This is a genomic window from Streptomyces sp. BV286 (assembly GCF_019090165.1).
Taxonomy (GTDB): Bacteria; Actinomycetota; Actinomycetes; order Streptomycetales; family Streptomycetaceae; genus Streptomyces.
This window is the reverse complement of sequence record NZ_JAHRIB010000133.1, coordinates 73309-93483: the sequence shown is the minus strand read 5'-3', so window position 1 is coordinate 93483 and position 20175 is coordinate 73309. Positions and strand designations below refer to the sequence as shown.

Genomic DNA, 20175 nt, shown 5'->3' with positions numbered 1-20175 from the left:
TAACGAGCTCGTGCACGACAAGCGGTGTGACGTCGAGAGCCTCGGTGGGGCCCGTGCTCACGTCTGCCGTGTCGAGTGCAGGTCCGCGGTCTGCTGGTGGGACAGCAGGCCGGCGATGGCCTGGACGTTGTCGCTCATGTGCTCGCGGCGGCCGAGGTGGCGGGCCAGGGCCCGCCAGTTCTTCAGGTGGGCGATGCCGTGCTCGACCCGGATACGGCGCGAGGAGTGTGCCTTGCGCTGGCGCTCGTACATCTCCTCGTACCAGTCCGGGGCGTTCTTCTTGAACTTACGGTGCGGGGGCGTCACCACCCGGCCGCCGGTCTGCGCGCCCAGGCCCTGGTAGCCGGCGTCGGCGAGGATCTCGAGCGCGGGCGCGTCGGCCAGGAGCGTGACCAGCCCCAACTGGCGGGCGTGGGTGATGTCCGCGCAGCTCGCGGGACGAGCGGGGCTGCACCACAGCACGCGGCCAACGCCGTCCGTGACCACCATGGATTTGACGGCGTTCTGCTTGTTCTTGCCAGAGATGAACTTGTCCCGGTCCTTGCGCCCTGCGGCGGGTCGCCGGACGCGGATCTCGGTGCCGTCGATGATGCCGGTCGTCCCGCTCGAGCCGAGGTGGTCGACGACCTCGGCCAGGGTTCGCAGCCGCACGTCGGGGCTGACGGTGCAGCCTCGCTCGGCGAGCAGAGGCCGCACCTCGTTGACAGCTCGTGTGATGGTCGAGCGGTCAACGCCGAACCAGCAGGCCAGTACGTCGTGGGTGGCGCCGTGCCGAAGATGGACGAGGGTGGCCAGCAAGCGGTCGACGAACACCAGGCGGTGTTTCGGCCCGCCGCCCACGGCCCGCCTCCGCAGCCGGGAGGCCAGCTTGGCCTGGTGACGCTCATGCCACAACGGACCTATCTCGGCTACGAGTTCAGCGATCACATCGCCCGTCAGGCCCGTGATGCGACGGTTGCTGATGATCACTGCACGAATCTTGTTCCCCACCACCCGACCATGATCAACCATCGCGGGCCCGACGTCGTCTCACCGCTTGTCGTGCACGAGCTCGTTAGGGGAGCTGGTACGGGCATGGCGGTTGACGCTGCTCGACCGGAAGAGGGGTTCACATCGGCGGGGGCTACGCGGGTGATGGTCGCCGCGTGCCGGGCTGCTCGCCCCCTACGTGCCGACGGTCACGGGCCGGATGACGATGCCGTGGCCGCGTATGTCGCCAAGTACGTCACCAAGGGAGCGAGCGAGACAGGCGCCGGCACCGACTACCGGCTCACGACTTGGAGCGACGTCGGCGCGGCACGCGTCACCAACCACGTACGCGCACTCCCGCGCACCTGCTGGCGCCTCGGCGGCCTGCCCGAGTACGAACCCTTGCGCCTGCGTACCTGGGCCCACACTCTCGGCTACCGGGGACACATCGAGCCCTTTCCAACCTCACGTGCCAGCCGGGCAGTTGGGCTGACAGACAGATGAAGCCCCTGGTAAGTGGGTGCTCGACCAAGAGAACCATCTCCACCAGAGGCTTCGCATGCTTGTCTACCCGTCCGGCGTCGACGTGTCCACCTCTGCCCTGCGCTTCCTCGCCGCCCGCCCGAGGGAACACCGCGGCGCTCTCGGAAGCCGATGGCGGCGCCTGAACGCAGGACGGCAGGCCCTGCTCACCCTCGCCCACCTGCGCAACGGACAACGTTACGCCCAGCTCGCGGCCAGATTCGAGATCGGCACCACCACCGCCTACCGATACATCACCGAGGCCGTCAACCTCCTGGCCGCCCTTGCCCCTACCCTCGCCGAAGCCGTACGAGCGGCGTCGAAGAAGGCGTACGTGATACTGGACGGGACGCTCCTGCCCATCGACCGAATCGCCGCCGATCGCCCGTTCTACTCGGGCAAACACAAGAAGCACGGCATGAACGTGCAGGTCATGGCCGATCCGAAGGGGCGCCTGGTGTGGACTTCACCAGCCTTGGCCGGCGCCGTCCACGACGTCCGGGCCGCACGCGAGCACGGCATCATCAAGGCACTCACCGAGGCCGGCATCACCTGCTGGGCAGACAAGGGCTACCAGGGTGCAGGCGGCACGGTCCGTCTCCCTTACCGCGGCCGATGGGACAGCCTCTCCACCGGCCAGCAGGCCGTCAACCGGTCCCATGCGAAGATCCGGTGCACTGGTAGAGCAGGCCATCGCCACCCTCAAGTCCTGGCGCCTCCTGTGTAAACTCCGCTGCTCGACGACCCGGATCACCAGCCTCCTCCAAGCCGTCCTGGTACTCCAGCTCGCTGCCACCGGCTGAGATCAACCCGCAGTATTCACCAAGTCCGTCAATTCGGCCTCGGTCGTCCCGGCCTGCAGACGAACGTCGAAGTTGTAACCCTCATCGCAGAACACCAGGTCGAGGTCCATGGGTGTCAGCCTGCGGAAGACGATCGCCAACCAGATGGCGTCTTCCTGCCAGACGTCCATGTACAGGCAGGTACCGTCCTCGTGCAGATACGCCTCACCGGGGCCGTTCTCCGTCTCGAACTGCCATATCAGGCTGCGCACTTCGCTGCGGTGCAGCGAGTCGATCTCGACCCCCGGCCACCGGCCACGGATCGCGTCGGTCAGCGCCCCCCGATCGATGCCCCATCCGCCCGCATCACCCTCGACCACCGCCAAGAACGTCATAGCCAGGGTCTACCAGACGTCCATGACACAGCGCCGATTGGCTGTCGCCTGAAGTTGGAATGGGCTCATTCTCACCAAATCCCGCGCCCACTCGACCACATACGCGGCGCTACGCGCCGAACGCGCCCACCACATTGGCCACACCACATCCCCGACGCGGTCACCGATAGTCACTGGCGCTACGTCGGCTCCGGACACACACCGCTGCCGCACTTCTGGCCGCAAGCGTCGCCGAAGACCTCGTCACGAACCGCGCGCTTGCCCGAGAAGAGCGTGAGGCGCCCCGGTGGCAAGACGCCTCAGCGAGCAGTGGGCTCGGGCCGTCGAGCGCCAAGCGGCCAAGTTCCCCACCCGGATAGGGCCGCAGAGCGCTGCGCGACTCGCACGGCTCCTCGGCCCTGGACGGAAGGACCCCTTAATTGTGCTGTCTCTGTACGTTGGTTACGCAGAACTACCTCGCTGCCGCATGGTTACCTCTAGCCTCGGACCATGGATTGGTTCATGGCGGCGGTGTTGGGAGCGGCCGGAGGCGCCGCGATGGAGGCCGTCGACGTCATAAAGTCCATCAGATGGCACCGCCAGATGCCATGGAACGTTCAGTCGGACACGATCGATCCGCCCCAGCGCCGATCTGATGTGCGGCCTGGCGAGGAGCTCCTACCCGCACCCGGTTGGAAGGCGTATTGCGTCGCCGGGGTGCTGCGGCTGCTCGTCAGCGGAGCTCTGACTGGTGTCGTGGCAGCCACCTATCCGCAGAGCATGAATCCGTTGGTGGCGTTCCTCATCGGGCTGGGCGCCCTGTCGGCTGTCCAGCAGATCACCACACTGGTGCCGTTGATGGTTAAGAGCGCGGGTCGGGCTGCTCTGGGAGGAGTTGTGGAGGAGGCACAGCAGCAAACTCAGGCTCTCCAACAAAACGGGCAGCAGCCCGGCCCTGGGCAGGTAAATGGCGCTCTGCCGGGGCCCCAGACGGGTAGCCCGCCACCGGGGAATCCTCAGCCGGTCACGGGCGTTGCCGCACAGCAGGATCCGACGAGCGGAGGAGGTGTGGCGTGATGATCGCTGCCGACTCCTTCGTGGGCCGCGTCCTGGCCGTGCTTTCACGTCGTTCCCCCGGTTTCCGGCCTCCTCCGAACGCTTCCAGCCTGATGTCGGCGCCGAAGAGTTCTGCTACGTCTCCTCCCGCTCCGGCTCTGGGTGTTCCTCGTCCTGGTGAGATTCCAGCCAAGGACGGCGTGACGGGTATGAGCCTGGCGGACGTGACGGCTCGCTGGAAAACCACGTCTCCGCAAGAGCGGCTCCGGCGTCGCGAGGACCTTCTGAAAGCCGCGGATTTCCTGAAGACTGCCGCCCTAGTTCTCGACCGTGACCTAGCTCTCGACCGCGACGTAGCTCGTGCCCGCGACCGCGACCTGGCTCGTGCCCGCGACCGCGACCTAGCTCTGGCCCTCGCTCGCGACCGCGACCACGTCAGCGACCTCGTTCGCGACCTCACCCTCGCTCGGGCCCTCGGCCGCGCTCTCGGCCGCCCTCTCCCCCGCGGTTTTAACCTCGATGGCGCCCGCGACCTAGTCCGCGACCTCGACTACGCCCTCGATTGTGCGCGCCGCGTCCCCCGCGTCCGTGTGCGCTACCTCGTCCCCATCCGCGTCCGCGACTTCATCTGCAACCTGAACGCCCGCCGCACCGGTTGTTACACCTACACCCTCACCGCCGACGAGCGCGTCCGCTATCTCGTCGTCCGCCGCGACCGTGCCCGGGACTTCATCCACGACGTAGACCCCGTCCGCGACTCTATTCGCGACCTTGCCCGCGACCTTGCCCGAATCCTCGACCCCGCCCGTGACCCGGCCTCCTCCCTCGCCCGCGTTCGCGACCTCGTCCGCCCCCCCGACCTAGCCCGTAACAGCGATCCCGCCCACGACCCCGTTCAAGCCCACGACCTTGCTCGTGACTGCATCAAGGCTCACGGAAACCTGACCGACGCGGCAACTAACTTCGTCGGCGCTGACCTCACTGCCGTGGATCTTGTTGAGATCGATCTTGCAGGGATCCGTTGGGACAGCAACACACGATGGCCCACCCCTGAGTGGACGGCTCGCATCCGCAGAACATCCGTTGAGGACCCGCCTGGATCCGGGGTCTTTATCGTCCAGCCCGAAGAAGGCCACGACTTCGCCGAGCGCGGTTCCTTGGTACCCATCTGGTGAGTCGGCACATTTAGTCGAGCGGGTTCGGCCTGATGTCCACCCGGTCGGTGTCGAACCCCCTGCCCTTCCTCGTCGGCGGGCGGATGACCACCGTGGCGAAATCGGTAGATCGCGTTCATGCGTGCGTAGTCCTCCTCCCACTCCAACCTCTCCCAGTTCGCTTCGGCGTCCGGTTCGGCGATTCCCTCCAGGGCGGCGACCGGTCGTTTGACGGTCTTCCGCTGTCGCTCCTTCATCCGCTTGAGGATGGGCGTGCGCATGGATTGGCAGTCGGCCGTCGTGGAGTCGTCATCGTTGAGCCACAGCACTTTCAGCTACTCCAGCTTCGCCCGGTCCTTCTCGTCCGCGGCAACATCGGCCTGGGGCCGCGTGGTTGTGGCGGGCTCGTAGCCTGTGGTGTCCAGCTTGGTCAGCACCTTGATCGCCACGTCTCGCACGAAGGCTTCGAGAGGTACGGCCACGACAGCGCGATTGCACTTCTGCTGGCCGACCTCGTCGGCACGGTTGCACCGGTAGTAGGCGTACCGGCCGGCGTTCGTGCCTGCCATGCGTACGCCGCAAGCGCAGGTGGCGACCTCGCGCAGGATGTAGTTCCTGGGCGGCCGCTTCTTCGTGTTTCTGTGCTGTTGGGCGCGATACTCCCGGAGCCGCTGAACTTCGTCCCACTGGCCTCGGTCGATGATGGCGGGCCACGTCCCGACGGCCACTTCTTCGCCCAGGTGGAATCGCAGGCCGGCCACGAAGTGGGACGACAAGAGATGGCGAACGTTCTCGGGGTTCCAGGTCTTGCCCTTGGAGGTGAGGATGGAGCGTGCGGCGAGATCCTGGGCCAGGTGGTTCGGTGACTCGCCGTCCAAGTAGCGGCGGTAGACCTCACGGACGATCTCCGCTTCCTCCTCGACGATCGCGCGGCCGTCCCTGGTGTAGCCGTACGGGCGATTGCCCACGTCAGGGTTGCCCTCGCGGGCTTTGTCCTTGAGGGCGTCCTTCAAACGGCGTGATGTGTCGTCGGAGGAACGGCACGCGTGCGCCACCCCGATGCGGAGGATGAACCGGTCGTCGGGGTCCGACAGATCGCGCCGGTTCGCCTCGCCGCGCAGCAGGATGTGTTTGTCGTTGGCTATGGAGAGCAGTTCTTCGAGGTCCCGCGGCTGCCTCATGAGGCGGTCGGGGTGGTAGACGATGACATGCCGGATGTCCCCGTCCCCCGTCGTCTTGAGCATCTCGTCCCAACCCGGCCGCTTGCGGTTGCGCTGCCAAGCCGAGCGGTTGTTGTCCACGTAGGTGTGGGCTGACTCGACACGGAGTTGAAGCCGTTCGGCGATCTCCCGGCAGATGCGTTCCTGCCGGTCGACTCCGGTTTGATCCTCGTCCTTGGTGTGCGAGATGCGGCAGTAGATCGCGGCAGGCTCGCCCGGTGTGATGGTGGCCTTGCCTAACTTGGGTCGGCTCATGCCGAACACGGTACGAGCCCGGTATGACATCGGTCGTCGTGGGAGCGGTCACGCTGTGGCACCGGGCTGTTCCGTCGGTACGCAGAGGACCGGGACGCTCGACAGGTGCAGCAGCTTGTGGGGAGTCGAGCCGAGCAGGGCCCCGCGCATCGGACTCTCGCCCCAGCTGCCCACCACGATGACCCGCGCCGCGTGGCGCGCCGCGGCGTCGATCAGCGCCTGTGCGGGCTTCTGGTCGATGATCTCGACCGTCGTCCGTACCGCGGCCTCGTCGGCCGCCCTGACGGCGTGGTCGAGCGCGAGGCGCCCTGCCTCACGGACGGCTGCGTGGTGCGCCCCATACTCCTCGCCCAAGGCTCCCGGGGCCGCGGCGCCGTAGACCAGCACGAGGGGTTCGTCGAACGCGGCGGACACCTCGATCGCGACCCGCAGCGCGCGAGCCGCGCCGGGGGACTCGTCGTATCCGAGGACAACCGACATCTCAGAACTCCTTGCCGTGGACGAGGTCGGCGTCGGCCACACCGGGGCGTTCCGACCAGAAGAGCGGTGACATCAGCCGCCGTACGGCCATGAGGACCACCCCTGTGAGGGCGATCCCGATACCGATGACGAGCGGGGGGCCGAGCCCGAACCACGAGACGCCGCTGTAGGAGTTCGCGGGGTCGGACATGTCGGAGACCGACTCCACCAGCAGCCACGCCAGCAGTCCCGCGCCGGCCAGGGGGCCCAGGCCGATGAGGACGAAGTGGCGGACGCTCTCGGTCAGATGGCGGCGGTAGTAGACCGCGCAGGCGACCCCTGTGAGGGCGTAGTAGAACGAGATGAGCAGTGACAACGCGGTGAGCGAGTCGAAGAGGGCGTTGGTGCTGATCTGGTTGACGACCAGGTACCAGGCGATGGCGATGCCGGCGACCCACCACGTACTCACGTCGGGTGTACGGAACCGCGGGTGGATGTGTCCGAAGTGCGCGGGCAGCGCGTGACGACGTGCCATGGACAGTGCGGTACGCGACGCCGGGATGATCGTCGTCTGCGTCGACGCCAGGGCGGAGGTCGACACCGCGAGCAGTACGACCCAGTCCCAGCCGCCCATCACCTCGCCGGCGAGCAGGGCGAAGATGAACTCCTCCTCGTCGGCGTTCTCGGCGAGGAACGCCGGCCCGGCATAGGCCACGACCGCGAAACCGACCGACAGATAGGTCACCAGCAGGACGACCGTCGACCAGATGCCTGCCTTGCCGGGAGCGGTGGCGGAGTCCTTGACCTCCTCGGTGAGATTGACCGCGGACTCCCAGCCCCAGTAGATGAACACACCCAGCAGCAGGGCTCCCGTCAGCGTCGCGCCGCCGGCCCCGAAGGGGTCCAGCCATGTGAGGGACGGTTCGACGGAATCGAAGGTGCTCGTGCCGGCGTAGACCCGGTACAGCGCCACCACGACGAAGGCCAGCAGACAGACGACCTGCGCGAGGATCAGGACGTTCTGCACCTTGGCGGAGACCTCTGTGCCGACGACGCACACGGCTGTCATCACGAGGATGAGCAGGACCGCGAGCAGTTGGCGTACGAAGTCGTTGTCGGCCCAGCTGTCGAGGCCGAAGGCGAGGAGCGCGAAACTCACGGCGACGTCGGCGAGCGAGCCGACCACCAGGACGCCGGTCATCGCGATGGCCCAGCCGCCGAGCCAGCCCGCCCACGGTCCCATGGCCCGGGTGACCCAGGAGAAGGTCGTGCCGCAGTCCTGGTCGACCTTGTTGAGGTAGTAGAACGCCGACGCGATCAGCAGCATCGGCACGAAGGAGGCGATCATGACGCCGGGGGCGTAGATGCCCACGAGCGCCACGATCGGGCCGATGACCGCCGCCAGCGAGTACGCCGGGGAGGTGGAGTTGAGGCCGATGACGAGTGCGTCGACGAACCCGATCGCGTTGGCCTTCAACCCGACGGGTGGGCGGGCGTCCGGAATGCCGTTGGTCATGTTCCCTCGCTCCGGTTGTGCGTGCGTTCATACAACAGGGCGTTGTGGTGTGTTTTACGCCATTGAGGCTCGATTGGATACGCATGTCACCCGGGTACGCGCCGACGGGTGTGTCGGCACCGGCGGTGCGTGGTCGTACGAGCGGCGGCGGAGAGGGGGGACCGAGGCCGGCAGGCGGGAGTCAGGGGGCGGGGAGGCCGGTGCCGTTTCCGGGCGGGACGGTGTCCTCGCGCATGCCCCACGGGGAGCCGTACTCCGTCAGCAGGTCGAGGAACGGGCGGGGAGGCAGTGCTTCGGGGCCGAGCACGCCGCGTCCGTGCCAGGCTCCCGACGCGATGAGTTCGAGAGCGGCCACGGGGTTGATGGCGGTCTGCCAGACCACGGCCTGGGAGCCGTATTCGCGCATCGACCACTGGTTGTCGACCACGTGGTAGAGGTAGACCTCCCGGGGGCGGCCGCCCTTGGTTCCCTTGACCCATGTACCCGCGCACGTCTTGCCGTGCATGCGCTCCCCGAGGCCGGCCGGATCAGGCAGACAGGCGGCGACCACGTCCCGCGGGGAGACCGGGACCTTGCCGGTGCTGCCGTTCACGGTGACCGGATCGGTGCGGTCCAGGCCCAGTTTGTGCAGGGTCTGGAGGACGCCGATGAACTCGTCGCCGAGCCCGTACTTGAAGGTGACCCGCCGGGCTTTCAACCACCGTGGAATCAGCAGCACTTCCTCGTGTTCGACGTTGACGCACTCCACCGGACCGATGCCTTCCGGGAAGTCGAAGATCTCCGGTTCGCTGAAGGGCGGGGTGGTGAACCAGCCCCGTTCGGCTTCGTAGACCACCGGCGGGTTGAGGCATTCCTCGATGGTCGTCCAGATGCTGAACGACGGGGCGAAGTCGTATCCGTCCACGACCAGGTTGGCGCCGTCACGGATGCCGATCTCCTCGATCTCGTCGAAGAGGAAGTCGGCGGCATAGCGGGCGAAGACGTCCGACAGGCCCGGTTCCACACCCATGCCCACGAGCGCGAGCCGGCCCGCCGCCTCCCACTCGGCGGACCGGGCGAACTGCGCGTCCCCCAGCTTCACGCCGCACTCCTGGTAGGGGCGGGTCGGGTGCGGCCGGGACAGGGACATCGCCATGTCCAGGTAATGGGCGCCATGAGTGAGTGCGGCGTCGAACAGCGGCAGTACGAAACGGGGATCGGTGGCATTGAGCAGGACGTCGCAGCGATGCTCGGCGAGGGCGGCCCGTACGCCCGCGGTGTCCGAGGCATCGAGCAGGGCCGCTGAGAACCGGCATCCCTTCTCCCCGAGTGCCGTGACGGCCGACTCGGCCCGCGCGGGGTCGTGATCGGCGACGACCATGTGCTCGAAGAAGGGGCGACGGGCCGCGATCCTGGTGATGGCGGTGCCGACGCCTCCCGCTCCGACCAAGAGGACTCGCATGGCGCAGCGCTCCTTCGTCCCGCTGTCGGCGTCAGCGGAAGACACCTCCCACTGCCCGTTCGGTGGGCCAGGACGATAGCAGTCGGAGCGCCCGGTGCGAGGGCACTGATCCGGGATGTCGCACCGGGCGCGAACGACCGCGTAGGGCCAGGTCGCAGATGGAGTCCGGTTGTGCTGTGTCTCTAGGTCACGGCTGCTCCGCGTGGGGCTGGTTCGTGCGTGGGGCCGGGCGGCGGGGAGCTGCGGGCGTGGAGTTCGATGGCCAGGGGTGCCGCGGTGAACATCGAGGAGTAGGTGCCGACGACGATGCCGATGAGCAGGGCGAGCGCGAAGTCGGTCAGTGAGTCGCCGCCCAGCAGAGTGAGGGCGGCGAGGATGAACACCGCGCCCATTCCGGTGTTCACCGTACGGGGGAGCGTCTGCAGGATCGCCGTGTTGGCGAGGCCCGAGAAGTCCGTCCTCCTCTTGTCGGCCGACAGTTCCCTGATGCGGTCGAAGACGACGACCGAGTCGTTGACCGAGTATCCGATCACTGTCAGCAGCGCGGCGAGGAAGACTCCGTCGATCGGCTTGCCGAGCCAGGCGAAGACGCCGACGAGGATCAGCGCGTCGTGAGCCATCGCGGCGACCGCCGACGTGCCGAAGGCCCAGCGGAACCGAACGGCGAGATAGAGCAACTGGGCCGCGAGGGCCGTGGCGAGGGCGATGAGAGCTCCCCTGCGCAGTTCGTCCCCGAGGCTGGGGCCGATGAGCTCGTCGCGGACCTTCTCGGCATCGCCGGCGAGGTCGCCGATCGCCGCGTCCACCTTCGCGGCCTCCGCGTTCGACAGCTGGTCGGTGCGCACGGTGAGGCCCCCGTCCCCGGAGGTCTGCACGACCGCGCGGGGCAGTCCGGCATCGGCCAGAGCGTCTCGGGCGCGATCGGCGTCGACCGGCGCGGAGGCGGAGTACTCGAGGAGCCGCCCGCCGGTGAACTCGACGCCGAAGTTCAGCCCTCGGACCACGATGCCGGAGGTGGCCAGGACGAGGGCGGCGGCGGACCCGGCCAGCCAGACGCGCCGACGGCGCATCAGGTCGGGATTGCGGCGGACGAGCCAGTCACGGACCCTTCCGGTGTCCGCGATGCCGGTCAGCCGTGGACGGTTTCGTACGGATCGTCGGGCGACCGCGTAGTCCGCGAGGACACGCGTGATCACCAGGGCGCTGAGCATGGATGCCAGGACACCGATGCCCAGGGTGACACCGAAGCCGCGCACGGGCCCGGACGCGAGGAAGAAGAGCAGACCGGCGGCGATGAGAGTGGTGATGTTGGAGTCGGCGATGGCGCTGAAGGCGTTGCGGAATCCGGCCGTGAGCGCGGCGCGCAGGCCCCTTTGCCGACGGGTCGCGTATTCCTCGCGGGCACGTTCGAAGACGAGGACGTTGGCGTCGACGGCCATGCCGATGGCGAGGACGAATCCCGCGAGTCCCGGGAGGGTGAGGGTGGCTCCGAGTGCGGCCAGCGCCGCGTAGGAGATGACTCCGTAGCAGGCCAGGGCCAGGGCGGCGAGGGCGCCGAGGAGCCGGTAGACGCCGATGATGAACAGCGAGGTCAGCGCGGTACCGATGACGGCGGCCCGGGCGCTGGCCTCGATGGCTGTGGCGCCCAGGGTGGGGCCGACGGTGCGCTGTTCGACGGTCTCGACCGGTACCGGAAGTGCGCCGCCGTTGATGAGGAGGCCCAGTTCGCGGGCTTCCTCCCGGCTGAAGGAGCCGCTGATCTGGGTGGATCCTCCGGTGATACCCGTACGGCAGGCGACGGTGGAGGTGACCTGGGGGGAGGAGATGACCTTGTCGTCCAGGACGATGGCGACGCGGCGGGCCGGGTCGCCGGCCGGGTGACATGCCGCCTCGCCGGTCAGCTCGGCCCAGGCGTCGCTGCCCGCCCCCTTGAAGTTGACACCGACGTACCAGCCGACTCCGCTCTGCTGCTCGATGCGTGCTTCGGCGCTGTCGACGTCCGCGCCGGTGAGCGCCGAGGGGCCGAGGCGCACGGGCTGTCCGGATTCGTCGGGCAGGACGCGGCCGGCCGGTCCGTCGGACCGCGAGTTCGGTGAGGACTCACCGGTGTCGGCGGTGCCGAGGACCGGGTGGAAGGCGAGTTGGGCCGTGCGGCCGAGGACGTCGGCGGCTTCGCGAGGGTCCTGGACACCGGGGAGCTCGACGATGATCCGGTTCTCTCCGGAACGGGCGATGGTGGGCTCGGCGACGCCGAGGGCGTCGATGCGGTGGCGCAGGACTTCCAGAGTTCGGTCGGTGGCCGCGGAGTCGGCCTCGGCGGTGGGGGAGTCACGGGTTTCCAGCACGATTTGTGTGCCGCCCCGCAGATCGAGTCCGAGACGGACCGGCACGGTCAGGGTGACGAAGAGCGAGAGGGCGAGTACGGCCAGGGCGAAGAACGCCCGCACGCGGATGGCGCGCGTCAAGAGTGCCTCCAACAGGCATACCGCAGCCTCGACGAGGGTGCGGTGGGGATCGACTGGGTGACGTCAGATGCCTGTGGGAGTCGGCGGGCCGCGCCCGCTGTGGGACGCGGAGGGCTGTGGCGATGCCGGGGTGCCGGGGGAGAGCGGCAGTTGAGGCCCGGGCTCCGGCAGGCAGAGTCCGGGCCCGGGCGGTACGGGCACCCCGCCGGGCGACGGGACATGCCATTCACCCTGGGTGGTCCGGCCCACGCGGGGTGGCTGGCCGCAGTCCGTGGTGCACGCGTCGTCGGTGCTGCTACGGGTGTCGGCGGCGGCGCTCCTGGCCGGGGCGACGCCTCCGGGGCCGGCCGGACCGTGATGTACGGCGGCGGCGACCGGCGTCGGCGTGCCCGGGGAAGCCTGCGCCGAGCCGTTCTGCAGGCCGAGTACGCCGAGGAGGGCGAACAGGGCCGCCAGCGCCATGCTGGTGACGGGTGATCGCCCGCCGTTGCGCGAGGAGGCCGCACAGGTCCGCTGTGCCATGCGATGCCTCCTCCTCACCTGTCCGTACTCGAAGGGTTCACTGTCGACGGGGAGCGGAATTATCAGGTCCGCTCATGGGCGGGACCGCCACGAGCGACGGCCCTTGAACAGACAACGCACGGGAGACGCACAAGGTTCGCCCGGCGGAGCAGTACGACGCACCGGATTCGAGTCCTGCCGGAAAGGTGTGTGACCTGCGGATGCCGACAAGGCCGACAGATCCACCCACATGCCCTCCCGGCTTCTTCGGTATCGCTGGGGCCGGGCCCTTCCCGTCCGGCTTGCGGGGTGTGCGCCATGGCCGTCGCGGGTCGCCTGACCTGCCTTCTTTCGCCCCAGTCGAATCTTGTGGACCGAACGTCGTGTTCCCGAGCAACCTTGGTTTCGTCACAAACCCCACACGCATCGGGAGACACGTCTTGCGCACTCACCGATTGGCACTCCTGTGCAGCACCGCCGTACTGGCCGCCGGAGCGACCCTTGTGGGCGCGCCCACCGCGAGCGCCGCGGTCGCCGAGCCCCACTGCAACTACATCTCCGACACCGCCCGGCCCACGGTCCGCCCCAATGACGAGGGCAACGCGGTCCGTCAGGTGCAGTGCCTCATCAACACCTACAGCGCGTACCCCGGCTGGCTCGACGTGGACGGGGACTACGGCCAGAACACCGCGCAGGGCATCTACTGGGTGCAGACCTGCAACGGCACCACGGGCGGTGCCGACGGCATCGTGGGAACGAGCACCTGGAACCGCCTCTACAACCCCAAGCCCGCCTGCGCCCTGTAGCGCCGATCTCTCGTCCCACCGGCTGCCCGCTCCCCGTCCGAGGGGCGGGCAGCTTCGCCCGGACCGGACGCCCCCACAGGAGGATCACGCGATGACGGCCCCAGACTCGAACTCCGCAGACGCACAGCGCACGAGCACGGTCCGCCCCGTCTCACGACGCGTGTTCCTGGGTGCCGTAGGAGCCGCCGCCACACTGGGCGTCGTGTCCCACGCGCCCGCGGTTGCCGCCGCGGCCGCCGCGTACACGCTGCTGTCGCGGGGGAACTGGGGCGCGGACGAGAGCCTGCGATACGCCGCCGACGGTACGGAGATCTGGCCGCCCGAGTACTACCCCGTCCAGACCCTCACCGTGCACCACACCGCCGACGGGAGCACCAATCCGGACCCGGCCGCGGTGGTACGCGCGATCTACCGCAACGACACCGTCGGCAAGGGCTATGGCGACATCGGCTACAACTTCCTCATCGACAGCAACGGCCGGGTGTACGAAGGGCGTTGGTCCGGAACAGACGGTACGGCCGCACACGACGCCGCGGGACGTCTCGTCACCGGCGCGCACGTCCAGGGGTACAACTCCGGGAACGTCGGGATCGCCCTCCTCGGCACTCTGACGGTCACGCCCCCGTCGACAGCCGCACGTACCACCCTCATCCAGCTCCTGGCCGACCTTGCCCAGCGCCACACGCTCGACCCCACGGGGAAGGTCCTCTACCGCAACCCCGTCAGCGGAGCCAGCCGCACCTCACCTGTCATCGGCGGTCACCGCCACTGGGCGGCCACCGACTGCCCCGGGACCGTCTACGCGGACATGCCCGCCATTCGCGAAGAGGTCGCCGCCCTGATTCAGGGGTGACATCTCCGCGCGCACCGCGCCGACCCCGTCGTGCGTGCCGGAGGATGATCCGTTCCAGTCATTGTCTTCAGGACTGCGTCGCGGCATTCTCTGCCGCATCGGACAGGAATCACGCATGGGGGGACCGTGCTGCGTATCCATTTCACGGCGGAGGATCTTTCACGAACGCGGCTCGCCGCCCGGCCCGATCCCTTATGGGAGACAGCCGCCAGCCTGCACCGCTTACAGTCCCCGCTCGGACGCTGGGCCCACGCCGCCTGGTACCGCGACGCCCGCGCCGCCATCGCCTCGCAGCAACTGGGCGCCGTCGTACGCACACTGCTCTTTCCACTGTTCCCCCGCGCGACGTACTTCCCCGACTTCCTCACACCGGCCGAGGCGGACCAGGGCCTCGGAAGCGGACTCGACGCCATCCTCGACACCCCACCCGACCGGGTCCGGCACGAGATCGGCCTGCTGGCGCAGGTGAGGAAGGTACCGGCGGACATGTACCGCCTCGCGGACAGGGACGTCCGCGCGGAACTGGTCTCAGCGCTGCGCAGGTACCACAACGCCGCCATCGCGCCCTACGGCGACCGCATGCAGGCCCGCATCGACGCCGAGTGCGCCCGCCGAGGGCGCGACCTGCTGCACGGCGGAGCGGAAGGCCTTCTCGGGGGACTGGGGCCCGTCATGCGCTGGCGGGCACCCGTCCTCGAAGTCGAGTACGTGGGCGGTGTCGATCGTGACCTCCACCTGGGAGGCCGCGGCCTGCGCCTGATCCCCTCGTACTTCTGCTGGCAGAAGCCGGTCTCCTTCGCCGACTCCGACCTGCCGCCCATGCTGCTGTACCCACTGACTCCGGCCGACCCCGCGCCCCAGCCGTGCTCGGCGGAGACGCCACTGTCGGCACTGCTCGGGCGTACCCGCGCCGCGGTACTGCTGGCGATGAAGCACGGTGCCACCAACGCGGAGATCGCCCGCGCGGTCTCGGTGTCACCCGCCAACGCCAGCCACCACACCACCGTGCTGCGCGACTCGGGACTCATCGCCAGCCACCGTCACGCGAACACCGTCCTGCACACCCTCACCCCGGTCGGAGCGGCACTCCTGCGCCTCCCCGACCAGGGACGGCGGAGCACGGTGCCGGACGACTGACCGGACCCGGCAGGCGGTGCGGGTCCGCGCGCCTCAGGTCAGGACGGGAGCGGGCCGGGGCCAGGTCCGCCCCGGCCGACGGCCCTTGCGGTCAGCCTCCGATCCGCGGCAGAAGAGAGAAGACCTTGCCGCGGTTCTGGGCGACCAGCACATCCTCGTAGAGCAGGATCTGGGGTGCGTCCCTGAAACCGGGGCCTGCTTCGCCCATGTCGACGTGGCCACGCCAGACCTGCTCACCCGAGCGCAGATCGAGGCCGGACAGGTCTCCGGTCGGGCTGAAGAAGTACACGATCCCCTGCCCCGCCGACACCACGGGAGACGCGATGGCCGACACCTCGTCCTTGTCGGGCATCTTGATGCCCACCGGGCCGGTCCACAGGGTCTTTCCCGTGGTCAGCGAGTAGGCCGAGACCTTGCCCTGCCAGGAGACGGAGATCAGACGGTCACCGACGACCTCCGAGGCGGCCACGTGCCGGTCGACCCGGTAGGAGTGCGAGGTCTGCTTCCCGGAGCGGCTGATGGTGGTCAGCCGCAGGTCCCTGTCGGCCGCCCCCTCCCTCTTGCCCAGGACCAGCCGGTCTCCCGAGGTCCCGACGAGCTGCTGGGCACCGGCAACGGTCGCGACCTTCTCGGCGCTTCCGGTGGTGGGATCGAGACGGATGACGTCGGTCTCGCCCGGCTTCTCGGTGTCGGGCATGCACAGCAGATGCGGCACACCGCTCAGCACCCCCCGCTGACACACGGTGCCCTTGTCCCAGGTGTGACTCCACTTCTTCTCGCCCGTCAGCGGATCGAGGGCCGACATCGTGCGTAGCGACGGCGTGTTGGCCAGCACGGCACCGTTGATGAGCATGGCGGCCTGGTCCGTGCGGTCGTCCTGCGGCATCTCGACCTTCCACAGCACGTCGCCGGTGTCGGCGTCCACCGCCATCAGGTCGGTACCGCCCGCGTAGTCGCCGTCCGGCAGGTTCTCCGCGGTGTGATTGCGGTAGGCGTAGACGACGCCGTCGCGTACGGCGAACGCGTGGTCGGGCCCGTCGCCCTCGCGGTTGACCTTGACCGTCCACAGCCGCTCGCCGGTGCCGGCGTCGAACTTCGCGACGTCGTACTTGGACCCGCTGCAGTAGAGCGCGGAACCCCCCACGACGCAGCCCCGCTCGACCGCGCCCGGGGAGTCGCTCTGCCACGGCTGCCAGCCGTTCGGTGACGCCGCCGGGCGCACCGGCCGGTCCTGCTCGGCAGCGCCGCCGCCCCCGAAACCGAACACCGCCCCCACGGTGATCGCGGCCACGGCCACCGCCGCCCCCGCGGCCTGGGAGAAGCGTCGCCGGCTGCGCCGCCGCACCACCTGCTCGGCCAGATCCCCGGGTGCCCGCACCCGGTCCAGGGCGACCGCGCGCAGCGTCTGGCGGACCTTCTCCTCGACATGTTCCGTCGTCATCCCTGGATCCCCTTCGACGCGTAGCTGAGCGGCTGCACCTGGTCCACAGGCCCTTCGGGTCCGAGCTCCGGTACGAGCAGCCGGAGTTTGGCGAGCGACCGGTGCGCCGTACTGCGCACCGTGCCGACCGGGCATCTCAGCAGTGCTGCGACCTCGGCCTCCGGCAGATCCTCGAAATAGCGCAGGACGACCACGGCCCGCTGCCGCTTCGTCAGATGACCGAGCGCCGCCCACAGTGCGATCCGCAGCTCGGATTCAGCCCCGGCGTCGTCGCCCCCGCCGGGTTCGGGCAGTACGGGCACCGTCGTCTCGGCGCGATGCCTGCGCAGCCGCCAGCGGCTGACCTGCTGGCGGTACATGACCTGGCGGACGTACGCCTCGGGCTGCTCGATGTGCGTCCAGCGCCCGTAGACCTTCATGAGGGCGATCTGCAGCAGATCCTCCGCTGCGTGCCGGTCCCCACCGGTGAGCAGCACCGCGAGCTGCAGCAGCGCGGTGGAGCGCATTGCTACGAACTCCCGGAACTCGTCGTGATTCGAGGCCTCCATCGACCCTCCCCTTCTTGGCAACCATCACGACGCGATGAGTGGCCCGCCACTATCCATCGATGGGGGACTTCTTGTGTTCGCACCAGGTCGGCGACCGCTTTCGTGCCGTGCCCCGAGTGCCGACACGTCCGTGACGGGCCCTCGTGGATCACCGAACGGCGGGCACCGAGCCGATCTCCACCACGCGAGCCCAGTCCGGTGGCGCGTCAGGGACGTACTCGGGATCGTTCTCGTCCCACGCGCCGGAGCCGTACGGCCGGGGGAACAGGCCCACCACCGTCCGGCAGGACGGCCGGCTGCTCGGCCAGGGTGTCTGACCGTCCGTCAGGACCACGACGACATCCGGCCGGGGCCGGGTACGAAGTGCCTTGGTGAAGCCCGTGCGCAGGTCCGTGCCCCCGCCGCCCAGCAGCAGGATCCCCTCCGCACGGCACAGGGGCTGGACGACCGGGGCGGCCGCGTCGCACGGCAGTACGGAGACCAGGTCGCGGCGGCCGCCGACGGCACGGGAGATCGCGGCGACCTCTCGCAGCGCACTGCCCAGCTCGGCGTCGCTGACCGACCCGGAGGTGTCGATGACCACGGAGACCCGGGGAGGCCGGCGCCTGAGACTGGGCAGGACGACGCCCGGCACCCCGGCCGAGCGGCGTGACGGCCGGCCGTAGCTGTAGTCCTGGCCCGCGCCGGAGCCGGAGGTCGCCGAACGGATCGCCGCACCCAGCAACTCCCGCCACGGCTGCGGGGGTTGGAACGCCTCCTCCGCCCATCGCTGCCAGGCCCTGGAGGCGCGCCCCGGACGGCCCTTGATGCCCTGGGCCACCCGGAACCGCACCGCGTCCCGTTCCTGCGCACTGAGGCCGTGTGCTCCGGTCGGCCCCAGCTCCCACTCCCTCTCCAGACCGTCCGCCCCGCTGCCGCAGTCCAGCCAGGTGTGGTCCTGGGTGCGCGGTCCGAGCCGGAACTGCCGCAGATAGTCCTCCATGAGGGCTCCCTCGGGCAGCCCGAGGGAGCCGGGGTCGACGACGTCCCGGGGGCGGACCAGCCCGTCTCCGTACACGTCGTCGTTGATCTCGCAGTCCGCCGCGATGTTCATCCGCAGTCGTTCCCCGGCTCCGGTCAGCCCGCGTTCCTTCGCGACCCTGTCACTGCGTCCGTGGTGGTCGCGCAGCAGGTGTGACACCTCGTGCACCCACACACCGGCCAGCTCCTCCACCGGTGTGCGGTCCACGAACGCCGGTGAGACGTAGCACCGCCAGTGCCGGTCGACGGCCATCGTCGGCACGGACGAGGACTCGACGGTGTGCAGGGCGAAGAGCGCCGTCGCCAGGTAGGGCCGGGCCCGGGCCGCCTGCAGCCGGGCGGCGAAGAGCTTGTCGAGGTCCAGGGCCCTCGTCGGTTCCGGTATCACCGGCCGGCCTTCGTGGCGGCGGCCCGGGCCGCCGCACGGTCTGCCCGCCGGGAGATCGACACCGCTCCGGCGAGACGCTCGATCGACGCCGGAACGTCCCAGTCCTGCTGCCGCAGCGAGGCGAGCGTGGTGGCGGGGACGACCACGAGGTCCGGGGCTCCGGTGTCCAGCGCCCGTACCAGGAGTGCCCACGCGGCGTCCCAGCGCGCCTTGTCCGGACGCTTGCGGACGGCGGCCACGACACCGTCGAGTACGGCTTGGCGCAGGTCTCCGCGTTCGGGCAGGGCGGCGGCCGCCGGGTCGGCGAGCAGCAGTTCGGGGTCCGGGAGGTCCATGCGGTCCAGACCGGCCAGGAGTTCCAGACCGGGACCGTCCCCCACGGTCCCTCTGACCAGAAGGGACAACACCTCCCGGGAGGAGCCGGCCGCCGTCGCGAAGGCGATCAGGCACAGGGTCATCTCCCAGCTCCGCGGCGACGGCCAGGGGCCACCCCGCCGCGTCTCACTGCTGGGCAGCCGGTGTACGAGCCCTGGTCGGGCGGCGAGAAGCTCACACACGGCACGGCGGGCGAAGCGTACGGCCTCCGGCAGCCGCTCAGGATCCAGCCGGGGCAGCGTGGCCCGCGGCCAGGTGCCGCCGAGGCCGCGCACCACGACGTCGTGGTCGTGCGTCCATTGGAGGTGCACGAACCGGTTGGCCAGGGGTGGGCTCAGCTCCCAGCCGTCGGCCGCCGAGGACCGCGGATTGGCGGCCGCCACGATACGTACGCCGGGCGGCAACCGCAGGGCGCCGATCCGCCGTTCCAGTACCAGGCGCAGCAGCGCGGCCTGGACCGCCGGTGGTGCGGTGGACAGTTCGTCGAGGAACAGCAGCCCCCGCCCTGCCCTCACCAGGCGGACCGCCCAGTCCGGCGGCGCCATGGGGACGCCCTGTTCGGCGGGGTCGTCGCCGATGACGGGCAGCCCGGAGAAGTCCGACGGCTCGTGCACGCTGGCGATGACGGTGGTCAGGGGAAGGTCCAGGGCCGCGGCGAGCTGGGTCAGGGCGGCGGTCTTGCCGATACCCGGCTCGCCCCACAGGAGGACGGGCAGGTCGGCGGCGACGGCCAGCGTGAGTGCTTCGAGCTGGATGTCGGAGCGCGGTTCGGTGGCGGTGTCGCGGAGTCGGGCCAACAGGGCGTCGGCGACGTCGAGTTGGGAGATGTGCGTCGGGTCGGAGGGCGCTGTGGGCGTGGCGAGGGCGCTGGGATTCGGCATGTTGGTTCACCT

General features: G+C 69.4%; 18 protein-coding genes and 1 pseudogene. 7 read left to right on the top strand and 12 right to left on the bottom strand.

All coding sequences use genetic code 11. The features are described from left to right. Nucleotides 1-57: 57 nt before the first annotated feature. Entirely contained in the window at nt 58-969 is a 912-nt protein-coding gene (locus tag KUF83_RS18900; protein WP_217456010.1) for a transposase family protein, read from the bottom strand. Here KUF83_RS18900 and KUF83_RS42810 point away from each other — a divergent pair. Together KUF83_RS42810 and KUF83_RS18890 are read left to right on the top strand one after the other, a co-directional pair. Continuing rightward, entirely contained in the window at nt 886-1473 is a 588-nt protein-coding gene (locus tag KUF83_RS42810) for a replication initiator (protein ID WP_308403051.1), read from the top strand. The two genes, KUF83_RS18900 and KUF83_RS42810, sit on opposite strands and share 84 nt — an antisense overlap. A 55-nt stretch (nt 1474-1528) precedes the next feature. Then, nucleotides 1529-2294 (top strand): annotated as a pseudogene (locus KUF83_RS18890) (IS5 family transposase). A gap of 2 nt (nt 2295-2296) precedes the next feature. Here the strand turns inward: KUF83_RS18890 and KUF83_RS18885 are convergent. Beyond that, nucleotides 2297-2668 carry a hypothetical protein gene (locus tag KUF83_RS18885; RefSeq protein WP_217455897.1) on the bottom strand — a complete coding sequence of 124 codons (372 nt, stop codon included), beginning with the start codon at nt 2666-2668 and terminating at the stop codon, nt 2297-2299. A gap of 489 nt (nt 2669-3157) precedes the next feature. Between KUF83_RS18885 and KUF83_RS18880 the strand changes: the two genes are divergently transcribed. Further along, nucleotides 3158-3724 (top strand): hypothetical protein, encoded by a 567-nt coding sequence (locus KUF83_RS18880; RefSeq protein WP_217455896.1) that lies wholly within the window; start codon nt 3158-3160, stop codon nt 3722-3724. Nucleotides 3725-3912: 188 nt separating this feature from the next. Further along, complete coding sequence (locus tag KUF83_RS18875; protein WP_217455895.1) at nt 3913-4878, top strand: hypothetical protein; 966 nt, start codon at nt 3913-3915, stop codon at nt 4876-4878. 314 nt (nt 4879-5192) lie between these two features. Here the strand turns inward: KUF83_RS18875 and KUF83_RS18870 are convergent, their stop codons facing one another. From KUF83_RS18870 to KUF83_RS18845, 6 genes are all read right to left on the bottom strand, one after another. Beyond that, nucleotides 5193-6332 carry a recombinase family protein gene (locus KUF83_RS18870; protein ID WP_254644053.1) on the bottom strand — a complete coding sequence of 380 codons (1140 nt, stop codon included), beginning with the start codon at nt 6330-6332 and terminating at the stop codon, nt 5193-5195. A gap of 48 nt (nt 6333-6380) precedes the next feature. Then, complete coding sequence (locus KUF83_RS18865; protein ID WP_217455894.1) at nt 6381-6812, bottom strand: universal stress protein; 432 nt, start codon at nt 6810-6812, stop codon at nt 6381-6383. 1 nt (nt 6813) lies between these two features. Further along, complete coding sequence (locus KUF83_RS18860) at nt 6814-8307, bottom strand: APC family permease (RefSeq protein WP_217455893.1); 1494 nt, start codon at nt 8305-8307, stop codon at nt 6814-6816. A 181-nt stretch (nt 8308-8488) separates the two neighbouring features. After that, nucleotides 8489-9748 (bottom strand): saccharopine dehydrogenase family protein, encoded by a 1260-nt coding sequence (locus KUF83_RS18855; RefSeq protein ID WP_217455892.1) that lies wholly within the window; start codon nt 9746-9748, stop codon nt 8489-8491. Between the two features lie 182 nt (nt 9749-9930). Then, on the bottom strand, nt 9931-12213 hold the full coding sequence (secD, locus tag KUF83_RS18850; protein ID WP_217455891.1) for a protein translocase subunit SecD: 2283 nt from the start codon (nt 12211-12213) through the stop codon (nt 9931-9933). Between the two features lie 63 nt (nt 12214-12276). Continuing rightward, nucleotides 12277-12735 (bottom strand): hypothetical protein, encoded by a 459-nt coding sequence (locus tag KUF83_RS18845; protein ID WP_217455890.1) that lies wholly within the window; start codon nt 12733-12735, stop codon nt 12277-12279. A gap of 419 nt (nt 12736-13154) precedes the next feature. On the opposite strand from KUF83_RS18845, the gene KUF83_RS18840 reads away from it, so the two are divergent. The 3 genes from KUF83_RS18840 to KUF83_RS18830 all read left to right on the top strand — a co-directional run bounded on the left by KUF83_RS18840 (nt 13155) and on the right by KUF83_RS18830 (nt 15510). Beyond that, nucleotides 13155-13520, top strand: a complete 366-nt coding sequence (locus KUF83_RS18840; RefSeq protein WP_217455889.1) for a peptidoglycan-binding protein — start codon at nt 13155-13157, stop codon at nt 13518-13520. Nucleotides 13521-13611: 91 nt separating this feature from the next. Next, nucleotides 13612-14373: a peptidoglycan recognition family protein gene (locus tag KUF83_RS18835; RefSeq protein WP_217455888.1), complete on the top strand. Its 762-nt coding sequence runs from the start codon at nt 13612-13614 to the stop codon at nt 14371-14373. 126 nt (nt 14374-14499) lie between these two features. Next, on the top strand, nt 14500-15510 hold the full coding sequence (locus KUF83_RS18830; protein WP_217455887.1) for a winged helix-turn-helix domain-containing protein: 1011 nt from the start codon (nt 14500-14502) through the stop codon (nt 15508-15510). Between the two features lie 91 nt (nt 15511-15601). On the opposite strand, the gene KUF83_RS18825 is transcribed toward KUF83_RS18830, so the two are convergent. From KUF83_RS18825 to KUF83_RS18810, 4 genes are all read right to left on the bottom strand, one after another. Continuing rightward, entirely contained in the window at nt 15602-16951 is a 1350-nt protein-coding gene (locus KUF83_RS18825; protein ID WP_217455886.1) for a PQQ-binding-like beta-propeller repeat protein, read from the bottom strand. After that, a complete protein-coding gene (locus KUF83_RS18820) occupies nt 16948-17499 on the bottom strand; it encodes a SigE family RNA polymerase sigma factor (protein WP_217455885.1) in 552 nt (183 codons plus the stop codon). Before KUF83_RS18820 ends, KUF83_RS18825 begins: the two co-directional genes overlap by 4 nt. Nucleotides 17500-17647: 148 nt before the next feature. Next, nucleotides 17648-18907 carry a VWA-like domain-containing protein gene (locus KUF83_RS18815; RefSeq protein WP_308403050.1) on the bottom strand — a complete coding sequence of 420 codons (1260 nt, stop codon included), beginning with the start codon at nt 18905-18907 and terminating at the stop codon, nt 17648-17650. Further along, complete coding sequence (locus KUF83_RS18810; RefSeq protein WP_217455884.1) at nt 18904-20163, bottom strand: AAA family ATPase; 1260 nt, start codon at nt 20161-20163, stop codon at nt 18904-18906. The genes KUF83_RS18815 and KUF83_RS18810 overlap by 4 nt, the downstream gene beginning before the upstream one ends. Between the last annotated feature and the right edge of the window lie 12 nt (nt 20164-20175).